The organism is Psychrobacter nivimaris (assembly GCF_009812035.1).
GTDB lineage: Bacteria > Pseudomonadota > Gammaproteobacteria > Pseudomonadales > Moraxellaceae > Psychrobacter > Psychrobacter nivimaris.
The window spans coordinates 34707-47089 of sequence record NZ_VZIZ01000029.1; the positions used below are offsets into that span (position 1 = coordinate 34707).

General features: G+C 42.6%; 10 protein-coding genes. 3 read left to right on the top strand and 7 right to left on the bottom strand.

The window, feature by feature from the left end; translation table 11 throughout:
- Positions 1 to 44: 44 nt before the first annotated feature.
- From mfd to FQV37_RS11030, 3 genes are all read left to right on the top strand, one after another.
- Entirely contained in the window at positions 45 to 3767 is a 3723-nt protein-coding gene (gene mfd / locus FQV37_RS11020; protein WP_102094440.1) for a transcription-repair coupling factor, read from the top strand.
- A 149-nt stretch (positions 3768 to 3916) separates the two neighbouring features.
- Positions 3917 to 4348: an HIT domain-containing protein gene (locus tag FQV37_RS11025; protein WP_057759208.1), complete on the top strand. Its 432-nt coding sequence runs from the start codon at positions 3917 to 3919 to the stop codon at positions 4346 to 4348.
- 311 nt (positions 4349 to 4659) lie between these two features.
- The gene (locus FQV37_RS11030) at positions 4660 to 6081 is read left to right on the top strand and encodes an adenylate/guanylate cyclase domain-containing protein (protein WP_205962089.1); all 1422 of its coding nucleotides are present in this window, start codon (positions 4660 to 4662) and stop codon (positions 6079 to 6081) included.
- Between the two features lie 96 nt (positions 6082 to 6177).
- Here the strand turns inward: FQV37_RS11030 and fdx are convergent, their stop codons facing one another.
- The 7 genes from fdx to FQV37_RS11065 form a co-directional block, all read right to left on the bottom strand.
- Positions 6178 to 6516: an ISC system 2Fe-2S type ferredoxin gene (gene fdx, locus FQV37_RS11035; RefSeq protein ID WP_101206134.1), complete on the bottom strand. Its 339-nt coding sequence runs from the start codon at positions 6514 to 6516 to the stop codon at positions 6178 to 6180.
- Positions 6517 to 6602: 86 nt separating this feature from the next.
- On the bottom strand, positions 6603 to 8483 hold the full coding sequence (gene hscA, locus FQV37_RS11040; protein WP_160023012.1) for a Fe-S protein assembly chaperone HscA: 1881 nt from the start codon (positions 8481 to 8483) through the stop codon (positions 6603 to 6605).
- A gap of 211 nt (positions 8484 to 8694) precedes the next feature.
- Positions 8695 to 9276: a Fe-S protein assembly co-chaperone HscB gene (gene hscB, locus FQV37_RS11045; protein ID WP_160023014.1), complete on the bottom strand. Its 582-nt coding sequence runs from the start codon at positions 9274 to 9276 to the stop codon at positions 8695 to 8697.
- A 175-nt stretch (positions 9277 to 9451) separates the two neighbouring features.
- Positions 9452 to 9772 carry an iron-sulfur cluster assembly protein IscA gene (iscA, locus tag FQV37_RS11050; protein WP_021814983.1) on the bottom strand — a complete coding sequence of 107 codons (321 nt, stop codon included), beginning with the start codon at positions 9770 to 9772 and terminating at the stop codon, positions 9452 to 9454.
- Positions 9773 to 10004: 232 nt separating this feature from the next.
- Complete coding sequence (iscU, locus tag FQV37_RS11055; RefSeq protein WP_057759218.1) at positions 10005 to 10415, bottom strand: Fe-S cluster assembly scaffold IscU; 411 nt, start codon at positions 10413 to 10415, stop codon at positions 10005 to 10007.
- 154 nt (positions 10416 to 10569) lie between these two features.
- The gene (locus FQV37_RS11060) at positions 10570 to 11796 is read right to left on the bottom strand and encodes an IscS subfamily cysteine desulfurase (protein WP_057759220.1); all 1227 of its coding nucleotides are present in this window, start codon (positions 11794 to 11796) and stop codon (positions 10570 to 10572) included.
- The gene (locus FQV37_RS11065) at positions 11793 to 12302 is read right to left on the bottom strand and encodes an Rrf2 family transcriptional regulator (protein ID WP_057759222.1); all 510 of its coding nucleotides are present in this window, start codon (positions 12300 to 12302) and stop codon (positions 11793 to 11795) included. Before FQV37_RS11065 ends, FQV37_RS11060 begins: the two co-directional genes overlap by 4 nt.
- Positions 12303 to 12383 lie beyond the last annotated feature (81 nt).

Below are 12383 nucleotides of genomic sequence, written 5' to 3' on the forward strand. Positions count from 1 at the left end.
TCGTATAATAGCTTTCTGACTCCTTAACTTTGATTCTACTCTTTATGCCTATTACTGCTCTGACTGACGCGTTTGACCCTATTAACCAGCAGTTGTTTCCTATCCAAAATGCCGAGCGGCGTTGGGTAGCGCCTGTCCATGGGGCGGTCAGCAGTTTATGGTTGGCAAGCTTGGTGCAAACACCTATGTGGAATGTTGCCGAGCGCCTAAAAGTTGTGGTAGCACGTGACCAGAACCAACTCAATCAAATAGAGACTGAGCTGGCATTTTGCGGAGTCGATGCTTATGTGTTCCCTGACTGGGAGACACTGACTTATGATGAGCTATCTCCACATCAAGACATCGTCAGTGAACGTATCAATCTATTGACGGATATGCCGAAAACGGGCGTGCTACTTATTTCGATACAAGCCCTCATGCATCGCGTCGCACCGCCAAGCTGGTTGATTGGACAGCATTTTGATTTGAGTGTCGGCGATCGATTTGATATCAATACCCAGCGAGGGCTACTGGCAAAGGCTGGTTATCGAGCGGTTGAAAATGTCTTTGAACCAGGTGAGTTTGCAGTACGTGGTAGTATTATTGATATTTTTGCCATGGGTCAGCCTTTTCCGCTACGTTTAGACTTGTTCGATGACGAAATCGAAACGATTCGCTTTTTTCATCCTCAAACCCAGCGTACATTGACTGCTGATGATTTGAAGGCGATGTTAACGGGCAACGATACCAGTATGGCAAAAGAATCGCTGTCACTACTGCACAAAATGCCAGATATCTCTAAACCTATTGAACAATTTCAAATCTTGCCTGCAAAAGAGTTTCCACTTGACGAAGGGCGGGAGACGTTTCGCACGAACTTTGCTGCGATGTTCCCTAATACCAGTAGCCGTAAGTCTGAGCTGCACAAAGACGTAATGGCAGGAATTGCTAGTAGCGGATTAGAGTATTATCAACCACTATTTTTTGACTTAAAAGACTGGAAGGCGGAGAGTAGTTTATTTTCCTATTTACCAAGCGATGCATTGTTTATCACCGATGAATTAATCAATGAAAAACAAGCTGATTACTGGTCACAAATCCAGCGCCGCTACGAAGAGCGTCGCCATGATATTGATAAGCCTATCGTAGAGCCAGCAATGCTGTATCTATTATCTAACGCGCTTAACGAGCAGTTAAACCAGTATCCACGAGTAATATTAAGTGCTCGTGATGAACTGGCTATGATGAATGATGTGGCAGCGCTAGAAGGTAGTGACTCATCTCAGCCGCAACTGCCATTAACGCCTACTAAAACGCCTACTAAGCAGCAAGGCTTGGTGACATTAAGTGCCGAAGAACCGCCGCAACTGGCAGTAAACCATCAGAAATCTGAGCCATTAACTGAATTGCTCGACTTTTTAAACGTTCAAAAACAAACAGCAACGCCAGTACTAATTGTTGCAGAAACCGCAGGCCGTCGCGAGATTCTTATCGAGCTGTTTAAGGGTAAGATTGACATCAAGGCATACGATAGCTTTGAAGCATTTTTAGCAGCAGACAAGACGAGCGCTATGAATAATGCTCGACTACCACATGTCGGTCTGACTGTGGCACCGATTGAGCGCGGTGTTTATGTGCCTGAGCGTTTGGTGTTGATTAGTGAAACGCAGCTGTTTGGTCGTCAAGTCTTACAGACGCGTCGTCGTCGCCAAAGCGGTGTATCAGAGGAGTTCTTGGTTAAGAGCGTCACTGAGATAACAGATGGTAGTCCAGTTGTTCATATTGAGCATGGTATTGGTCGTTATAATGGTCTGATTACCTTAGATGTGGGTGATGGTGAGCAAGAGTTTATTCATTTAAAGTATGACGATGACGCTAGTATCTATGTGCCAGTGGCTAATTTACAAATGATTAGTCGTTATAGCGGCGGCGATCCAGCCTTAGCACCGCTCCATAAGATTGGTAGTGGCAAATGGGATAGGGCCAAACAAAAAGCGTTAGAGCAAATTCACGATGTTGCGGCAGAGCTACTTAACATGCAGGCGCGTCGTGAGGCCAAAGTTGGTATTCACTTTAAAATAGATCCGTCTCAATACGAGCTGTTTGCCAGTCAGTTTGCGTTCGAGGAGACTGCTGACCAAGCAAATGCTATCCATGCAGTTATGGAAGACATGAGACAAAATCAGCCAATGGATCGCCTCATCTGCGGTGATGTTGGCTTTGGTAAAACAGAAGTGGCGATGCGAGCGGCCTTTATTGCCGTTAGTGCTGGTTATCAGGTTGCTGTGTTGGTGCCTACTACCTTGCTCGCGGGACAACACGAAGACAACTTCCGCGATCGTTTTGCCGATTGGCCAGTTCGTATTGAGAGCCTGTCGCGCTTTGGCGGTAAAAAACATCAAGAAATGGTCTTAGCTGACTTGGCTGCTGGCAAAGTAGATATCGTGATTGGTACCCATAAACTCTTACAGCCTGATGTGAAGTTTGCCAACCTTGGGCTAATGATCGTCGATGAGGAGCACCGCTTTGGGGTGCGTCACAAAGAGCGTATCAAGGCTATTCAGACAGATGTAGACAGTATGTCTATGACCGCGACTCCCATTCCTAGAACGCTTAATATGGCACTCTCAGGCATGCGTGACATGTCTATTATTGCCACACCGCCAGCACGTCGACTTGCGATTAAAACTTTTGTCATGCAAAAGACAGATGCCTTGATGAAAGAAGCCATCTTGCGCGAGCTGTTGCGCGGCGGGCAAGTCTATCTCTTGCATAATGATGTGGCTAGTATTGAGCGTATGGCAGAGACTATTCGTGACCTCGTGCCAGAAGCGCGGGTAGGGGTTGCCCATGGACAAATGCAAGAGCGCCAACTTGAGCAGATTATGCAGCAGTTTTATCATAAAAAGTTCAATGTGTTGGTTTGCTCTACCATTATTGAGACGGGTATTGATGTGCCCAATGCTAATACGATTATCATTGAGCGTGCAGATAAGTTTGGTCTTGCGCAATTACATCAGCTGCGTGGCCGAGTAGGACGTAGTCATCATCAAGCGTATTGTTACTTACTAGTGCCATCTCTAAAAGGACTCAAAGGTGATGCCAAGCGCCGTTTACATGCGATTGAACGCGCCAATACTTTGGGTGCAGGTTTTATGCTGGCAAGTGAGGATTTAGAGATTCGCGGCGCAGGTGAGATATTGGGTAAGCAGCAAAGTGGCAATATGCAGGCGATTGGTTTTAGCTTATACATGGATATGCTTGAGCGTGCGACTAAAGCCATTAAAGCTGGCAAGGAGCCTGATTTAAATACACCATTGTCGCTAACCAGTGAAATAAACTTACATAGTTCTGCTCTTATTCCAGAAGAGTATCTACATGACGTGCATCAGCGCTTATTGTTCTATAAGCGTATTAGTAATACCGATGATAAAGAAGCATTGACAGATATTCGTACGGAGATGATAGACCGCTTTGGAGCACTGCCAGATCAAACCAAGCAGCTATTCGCTATTCATGGATTACGCTTACAAGCAGAGCCGCTTAAGATTAACAAAATTGATGCCAACAGTAGTAGTATGACGCTGGAATTTGCGCCAGATACTCCAGTTGATGCGTTAGCGATTATTAAATTGATCCAATCAAATGGTCAGCATTATCGTATGAATGGCGCATCTGGTATCCGTTACCAAAATAGCGATAAACTGGCCACACCGCAACAGCGCGTAACGGTCATACAAGAGCTGCTGCGCTATTTTAGCGAGCACATGGTGACAGAGCCTGCTTAGTACATGGCTAGATATCAGTAGGCTCAGTAGTCATATTAAACCAATAAATTATGGTGCTATTTTATCAACCCGATAACTGATAAAATAGCCCAACTAACTTTTTAACCCTCTGTATTTTATTTGCATTAAACAACAAGAGAACCGTCATTATGTTCCAACTTCATCATAAACTTGCTGCTGATAGTTTTTTAGTGGGGGATTTTCCATTATCCACTTGTCGTTTAATCAATGACTGCCAATTTCCTTGGCTGATATTAGTGCCACGTGTCTCCGGTATCAAAGAGTTATATGAGCTGTCTGAGGCAGATCAAACACAGTTTTTACGAGAGTCCAGCTGGTTGTCGAGTCAGTTAGCTAAAACCTTTCAAGCTGATAAAATGAATGTGGCCGCTCTTGGTAATCAAGTGCCACAACTTCACTTTCATCACATTGTCCGTTATCAAAATGATATGCAATGGCCAAATCCAGTATGGGGTGTGCCAGCTGTCCCATATACTAAAGAAGTATTGGCGCAAATGCAGCAAACATTGATGATGGCATTACGTGGTCATCACCAAATGCCGTTTGATTGGCAAATGTAATTATTATTCTATTTTGCCTTCAATAAGAATAGATTGAACCTTAATTTTATATGTAAAAAGAGAGGCCAGATACTTAAATGTATCTGGCCTCTCTTTTTATTTAAATTTGGATAAAAACTGTAAAACAGTGAATAAACTAGACAAAAGGTCGCCTTATAGTCATCAGTAACCTTGTTTAAACTTATTTCAAAAGTATAATATATTATTAGATATATCTTATGATAAATCGTCATAAGGACAAATAACGTACATATGTTAGTGTAGTATGCCTTTGTCTCTCAGGTAGCTCACCTTATTTAAGTGAATCTCATATGACCTTCTCAGAGACATTCAAACCAATGACACCGTTAAAGGACACCGGGACATGTCGTTTTGACTATCCAGAAGTGTTCGTGTTGATACTGACGGTTGTTTTGCGTGCTATATACTACGACTTCCGCTCTATCTCAATGGCACTATTGGTTATTATTACATTGCCAAGCCTTATGATCCTGATATATAACTACCGACGCCAGACCAGCTTTTGGACGTCTAATATCGTTATTATTCTATTATCGGTTGTCATTGGCTCGCTACAATGCTGTACGGTCATATCAATCAGTTTGGCTGCTTTGATTGGTGTACGTATCATTCTTAGCCGACCTGAGAATCACCTCAGACTGTTATCTGTATCTGTTGTGACTATCATTGTGTTTTTCTACGTTAGCACAGTCTTAAATGCAGACAGTATGGACTTTGATGAAGGCTTATTACCATTGATAGTAATGGTGGCAAGTCTAGGCGTTATTTTATACCAGTTCTGGCGTATCTATCAGCAACATATTACTTTTAAAGTACGTACCCATCAGGCTAGTGGACGCCTGAACACAATGGTATCAGTGATCAATAAGCTTACCCGTTTTGTACCACCACAAATTTGGGAGCCTATTGTCAAATCGGATAGCCCTGTTAGGGTTTCTAATAAACGCGCAAAAATAACTATCATGTTTTCGGATATTGTCGGTTTTACCGAGTTGTCTGATAGTCTAAGTTCTGATAATTTAGCAGATATTCTCAATACTTATATGCATTGCATGACATCGATTGCTGACAAACACGGTGCAGTACTTGATAAGTTCATTGGTGATGGCATGGTATGTTTCTTTGGTGAACCGAATAGCCGCGGCTCGCGTCAAGATGCACTAGATTGTGTGGCGATGGCAATCGATATGCGCCGGGAAATGCGTACTTTACGCCAAAAATGGCGGCTAATGGGATTTGAAGGCTTATATATACGTGTTGGTATCACAACTGGCTACTGTCACGTTGGTAATTTTGGTAGTAATAGTCGATTAAGCTATACCATCATTGGCAAAGAAGCCAACCTAGCCTCTAGGCTTGAGTCTTGTGCGGGCAAAGATCAGATATTGGTCAGTGAAAGCACTTACGATTATATATGCCATAACTATGAGTGTGAGCACGTTGCCGCATTTTGCTTGAAGGGAATTGATGAAAAGGTCGATGCATGGCAAGTACTTGACCCTAGTGCCAGTACAGGTCATTTATCTAAATGGGTCGACCACACATTGCCTGGTTTTAATTTGCATTTGAATTTCAAAGATATGAAAGACAATGATTATCAAGATATTAGAGCTCGTTTAAATTTTGCGCTGGAACGCATCGAGCAAGAGGAAGAAAAAGTAGTAAAGAGTATAGCTGCAGAAAGTAAGCGTGAGAATGCCAATCGCAAGTAAGCGTTTCAAGTCTATCGTCTTAAAATCATATATAGAGAAAGGCCAGCTATCACATAGCTGGCCTTTTTTATCTTAACTAGAAAGAATCATCAGTGTTTAATGATTTTCTTTAGCATGATTAAGGGTATATTTAGGAACTTCGATGGTCAAATCCTCGTCATCAAGCATGACCTGACAAGATAAACGTGAATCAGGCTCTAGTCCCCAAGCACGATCAAGTAGATCAGCTTCGATATCATCCATCTCATCTAAACTGTTGAAACCCTTGCGTACTACAACATGACATGTAGTACAAGCTTTCGACATCTCACAGGCATGCTCGATTTTAATGCCTTTTTCTAATAGTGCTTTGCATAAGTTTTCACCAGCTTGCAGCTCAACTTCTGCGCCTTCAGGGCAAATTTCGTGATGGGGTAGTACGGTAACTTTTGGCATAAATTATCTGTCCGATGCTAATCAATTTAAAAAATATTAGAAGTTAGCTTAACGTGTCAGTTAAGCGATATATGTCGATGTATTTATTACCAGTCTTTGGCACTAGTACCTGCCATACTGGTCTTGACGCTTTGATTCATAATACGTGCAGCAAAGGCATCACTATGTGGCTTGAGCTGTGCTTGTTGTGCTTCAATAAGCGCTAAGTCATCAGTGCTGAGAGAGTTACGTAGCGCTTGTATATGCTCTGCTAGTGATTGTTGTTCTTCAGTAGAAAGCAACGCCGCAAATTCGTTAAGTGCCGACTCTAGGGCAAGTACTTCACGTTCCGCTTCTACCTTTGTCTCAATTAAAGACCGCGCGTTTTTGTCTTCTTCTGCGTGTTTAAACCCTGCAACAAGCAACTGTTCTTTTTGTTCATCTGATAGACCATAAGAAGGCACAATCTCGATTTTGCTTTCTGTTTTGGTCGTAGTTTCTTGCGCACTGACAGTAAGCTGACCGTTGGCATCAATACTAAAGGTAACTTCGATACGCGCAAACCCAGCTTTCATTGGCGGGATGCCATACAGCTCAAAACGTCCCAGAGAACGACAGTTTTCTACCGTTTCACGCTCACCTTGTACCACGTGAATCACCATGCCAGTTTGACCATCTTGATAAGTAGTAAATACCTGACGTTTCTTCACAGGGATAGGCGTATTACGTGGTATCAGTACTTCAACCAAACCACCCATGGTTTCAAGACCTAATGATAATGGCGTCACATCCAATAATAATAAATTGTTGTCACTATCACCATTAACCAATTGATGAGCAGTCTGAGCAGCACCTAAAGCAACAACTTCATCTGGATTCAGACGGCAAAGTGGCTGCTTAGCAAAAAAATCAGTCACGACTTGCTGCACTGCAGGCATACGAGTCGAACCGCCCACTAAGATAACTTCATCTAGATCTATAGTAGACAGCTTGGCATCGCGTAGGACTTGTTCGCACACGCTTAGCGTACGGCGACTGACAGGTTCTACAATCGTTAGCACATCTGTACGGCTTAATACGCCTTGATAAGACTGACCATTGACAGTGACACTGATATCTACTTGCTCAGCATCAGTCAGCGCTTGCTTATAAGCTTTGGCTTGTTGAGCTAGTATTGATTTGTCATGTAGGCTTACGTCTTTTGGATCGATATTTAATTGTTTAATGATCCAATTGGTAATAAGACGATCGATATCATCGCCGCCTAGGGCGCTATTACCACCAGTTGCCAATACTTCAAAGACACCATCGGTAAGCTTTAAGATAGAGACGTCAAAAGTACCACCGCCCAAATCATAGATTAAGTAATAGCTTTCTTTTTTACTGTCTTCTGATGATTGGTCAAGCCCATAAGCGACCGCAGCGGCCGTTGGTTCATTGAGTAAACGCAGTACGTTGATACCCGCTGCTTGAGCGGCATCTTTGGTTGCTTGACGCTGTGCTTCATCAAAATAAGCGGGAACCGTAATTACGGCACCTTCAATGCTATCTGCAGGTAAAGCACTTGCTGCACGCTGCTCAAGAGCGGCTAATATACGCGCCGATACTGCAACAGGAGAAACCTCACCTTGAGCCGTTACAAAAGCTGGCATATCGTCTTTGTTACCAGACAGCTCATAAGGATGAGAGAATTTGATATCAGCTTGACTACGACCCATAAAACGCTTAGCCGAGACGATCGTATTTTTTGGATCATCCGCTAAATGCGCTAGGGCATCATAGCCAACTAATGGCGTACCAGTCGCTGGATAATAGACAACAGACGGTAATAATGTATCTGTCGCTGCGCCTGCCTCTAAGACTTGTGCCTTACCTGAACGCACCACAGCAACCAATGAGCGTGTAGTACCAAGGTCGATGCCCAAGCCAAATTTATGTTGGTGAGGTTGAGCGCTTTGATTGGGTTCAGCAATTTGCATTAAAGACATAAGGATAACTCAGAGATAAAATGAATAAGTGAAATGGAGCAAATATAGCATATGCAGTACGAGAGCTTAACGTCGGTAATCTCATTCCATAAAGAAGATAGATTCTGACAGTTTGATGCGCTTAGACTCAAAGATTATACGGTATCACGGGCACTATTTTAACCAAATATATAGAATTTAGCTTATCAGTGAGAGATATAACCACAGATATTTAGACGTATAAATCATCGTCATCTGAATGCGATGAATTTGCAACATCATCAAGCCCAGTTGTCACATCAGCATTTAGCTTAACTAAAAATTTTAGCTTCTGTGTCGCATCAATCGCTGTTTGCCAATCTTGATTTTGATAAGCACTATTAAAGCGCTCAGATTGATTTGCTAGACGCTCTGTAATTTGAGGGTGTAATTGCTGCAAGGCTGCAAGATCTTTGTCTTCGATAGCATCATCTAGAGCCATACGCATCTGCATCGCATCTTCCAAAAAGTCTAAATCTGCGATTGAATGCTCTATGTTTTGTGCTTGATCCGCCATATCTAGTAAATAACCAGCACGGCTATCAGGAGCGCTTAGTGTTTGATACGCTTGATTGATTAAAGCTGATGCTTTTTCAGACTGCAACTGTGCTTGAACCATATCGGTCTGATTTTTAGCAACATTATCAGGATGAAAGCGTTTCTGCAGCAATCGCAAACGTTGCTCTAGATTGCTTTGGTTGATTTCAAATTGTACAGGCTGCTCAAATAGGGCAAAGAAGTTATCAAACTGTGGTTCTGAAGTAATATCTGTCATAATCTGATGCCTTGCTTTTTTATTTATTTTTGAAGTCATGACCTAGCTAAGAATATCTCAATCGCTTGGCTACCTAACTAAATTAGCCATTTTTCATAGCGATAGCAGAGATACTGCACTGCTCTTATGAAAGTTTATTGAAGCATAAATCTATTAATTTTCAGCCATTGAACAATTAAACTGTAAACGACTCACCGCAACCGCATTCACCTTTTTGGTTAGGGTTGGTGAATTTAAAGCCTTCGTTTAGACCTTCTTTTTCATAATCCATCAACAAGCCGTCTAAATACACGAGGCTTTTAGGATCAATAAAGATGCTAACGCCACGACTTTCATAACGCGTGTCATTTTCATCAGGGGTATCTACAAACTCTAAAACGTAAGCCAAGCCCGAGCAACCCGCCGTACGGATACCAACTCGAATGCCTTCGCCTTTGCCGCGATTGTCCAAAAAGTCTCGAACATGCTGAGCGGCGCGTTCTGTCATTTCAATCATGCCAACTCCCATTGACTATTAATCATAAATATCAATAAAAAAATCTAGATAAACTGACAACCAGAATTACAAGATTGCCAAAACAATAGGCTTGCGACTATTAGAAAACAAAAGGTGACAATTACATAAGTGTCATTGTCACCTCTTTAGCGTCAGTAGCGATTACACATTGCTACTTTAGCGTTGCTAGTACAACATAGCGCATACGCTAGCAGGCTTAGCCTAGCTTAATTTAGATCGCAGCTTCTTCTGCTGGAGCTGCTACGCCATGCTTACCTTTATAGTCGCTAATAGCGGCTTTAATAGCGTCTTCTGCAAGTACAGAGCAATGCACTTTTACTGGTGGTAATGCTAGCTCTTGAGCGATATCGTTGTTTTTGATTTCGCCAGCTTGATCCAAGCTTTTGCCTTTTAGCCACTCAGTAACAAGCGAGCTTGAAGCAATCGCTGAACCGCAGCCATAAGTCTTGAAACGTGCATCTTCGATAATACCATTATCGTCGACTTGGATTTGTAGACGCATTACATCGCCACATGCTGGGGCACCGACCATACCGGTACCAACGTTTTTGGCATTTTTATCAAGATTACCAACGTTGCGTGGGTTTTCGTAATGATCAATAACTTGGTCACTATAGGCCATGGGGTTTTCTCCTAGTTAGATGATGAGTAGTCGTTTATCAACTTTAAGTGTCTAACTACTCATCGATAATTGGGGTCAAACGCTTAATTTAATTGTCTGATCAATTGTTTAATAAATATATATTGCTAGCTATACTAAAAAGCTGTATTAAAAATTAGTGCTCAGCCCACTCGACTGAGTTTAGATCAACACCTTCTTGGTACATATCCCAAAGTGGTGATAGGGCACGTAGTTTATCAACGGCTTCATGCATCTGTTTGATAACGGTATCGATGTCTTCATCAGTGGTATAACGGCCGAAGCTGAAACGGATTGAGCTATGTGCCAATTCATCTGGACGACCGATTGCACGTAGTACATATGATGGCTCAAGCGTTGCTGACGTACAGGCTGAACCTGATGATACAGCTAAGTCTTTAAGTGACATCATCAATGACTCGCCTTCAACGAAGTTAAAGCTAATGTTTACAATGTTTGGTACGCTATTCTCAAGATCACCATTTAAGTAAATCTCTTCGATATCTTGTAGGCCATCCCAAAGCTTTTGACGCAATTTTGCTGCATGTGCATGGTCGGCTTCATAGCTTTCATTAGCTAAAGCAAATGCTGCACCTAGACCAACGATCTGATGCGTTGGTAGAGTACCTGAACGCATACCGCGCTCATGACCACCGCCATGTTGCTCAGCTTTCAAGCGAATACGCGGCTTACGACGAACAAACAATGCGCCGATACCTTTAGGGCCGTATGCTTTATGACCTGAGAAGCTCATCAAATCAATTTTCATTTCTTCAAGATTGATTTTTACTTTACCAACAGACTGTGCGCCATCAACATGGAAAACCACACCAGCTTCGCGAGTGATTTCACCAATCGCTGCAACATCAGTAATAGTACCAAGCTCATTGTTCACCATCATAAGTGATACTAAAATCGTATCATCACGCAGTGCTTCTTTTACTTGCTCTGGCAGGATAAGACCTGTGCTTGGCTGTGGCTCAAGATACGTAATCTCAAAACCTTCTTGCTCAAGCTCACGGCAGGTATCTAATACAGCTTTGTGCTCAATTTTACTGGTAATGATATGTTTACCACGAGACTGATAAAAATGTGCTGCACCTTTAATGGCTAGGTTGTCAGACTCAGTCGCGCCAGAAGTAAATACGATTTCGCGTGGATCAGCGTTGATAACTTCAGCAACTTGACCGCGAGCAGTTTCTACTGCTTCTTCCGCTTGCCAGCCGTAACCATGTGAGCGTGAAGCTGGGTTACCAAAGACACCATCTACAGTCAAATACTCGCTCATTTTAGCAGCTACTGATTTAGCAACTGGGGTAGTGGCGGCATAATCTAAGTATATAAGGTTGTTATGTTGGCTCATGCTGGGTTTGCCTCGCTGTTCGATAGAGTAATAGTATTAATGTCTTTTATGGAAATATCTTTTGTAGAGGTGTGCTGACGCTCTGAGACTGACTGCACATTTTCCATATCTAATAATTGCGCTAATGTTATATTTTTCAAGTACTGTTCGATATGATTTGATAGTGCACACCACAGATCGTGAGTTAGGCACATTGTACCACCTTGACAGTCACCGCGTCCTTCACACTGCATCGCGTTTACTGACTCATCAACCGCAGATATGATGCTCATCACATCTATCTCATTCAATGGCTTAGCTAGGTGATAACCACCTGCAGCACCGCGAATACTCGTGACAAGGCCGCGTTTGCGAAGTTTAGAAAATAACTGTTCAAGATACGAGATTGAAATCGATTGCCGTTTGGCGATATCGGATAACGATACAGCACTGTCTTGTTGGCTGGTCTGTAATGCCAAATCTAATAATGCGGTAACAGCGTATCTGCCCCGAGTAGTCAAACGCATGTGTTATCTCCAAACTTGATGTCATTTATGTTTAACAACGATCTTAGCCGAAAGTCTTAATAAGTACTCATAAGATAAAAA

What these genes read in the sequence shown, in the direction of transcription:
- mfd (WP_102094440.1), top strand. Translation starts at nt 45, where the DNA reads ATGCCTATTACTGCTCTGACTGACGCGTTTGACCCTATTAACCAGCAG.
- FQV37_RS11025 (WP_057759208.1), top strand. Translation starts at nt 3,917, where the DNA reads ATGTTCCAACTTCATCATAAACTTGCTGCTGATAGTTTTTTAGTGGGG.
- FQV37_RS11030 (WP_205962089.1), top strand. Translation starts at nt 4,660, where the DNA reads ATGACCTTCTCAGAGACATTCAAACCAATGACACCGTTAAAGGACACC.
- fdx (WP_101206134.1), bottom strand. Translation starts at nt 6,516, where the DNA reads ATGCCAAAAGTTACCGTACTACCCCATCACGAAATTTGCCCTGAAGGC.
- hscA (WP_160023012.1), bottom strand. Translation starts at nt 8,483, where the DNA reads ATGTCTTTAATGCAAATTGCTGAACCCAATCAAAGCGCTCAACCTCAC.
- hscB (WP_160023014.1), bottom strand. Translation starts at nt 9,276, where the DNA reads ATGACAGATATTACTTCAGAACCACAGTTTGATAACTTCTTTGCCCTA.
- iscA (WP_021814983.1), bottom strand. Translation starts at nt 9,772, where the DNA reads ATGATTGAAATGACAGAACGCGCCGCTCAGCATGTTCGAGACTTTTTG.
- iscU (WP_057759218.1), bottom strand. Translation starts at nt 10,415, where the DNA reads ATGGCCTATAGTGACCAAGTTATTGATCATTACGAAAACCCACGCAAC.
- FQV37_RS11060 (WP_057759220.1), bottom strand. Translation starts at nt 11,796, where the DNA reads ATGAGCCAACATAACAACCTTATATACTTAGATTATGCCGCCACTACC.
- FQV37_RS11065 (WP_057759222.1), bottom strand. Translation starts at nt 12,302, where the DNA reads ATGCGTTTGACTACTCGGGGCAGATACGCTGTTACCGCATTATTAGAT.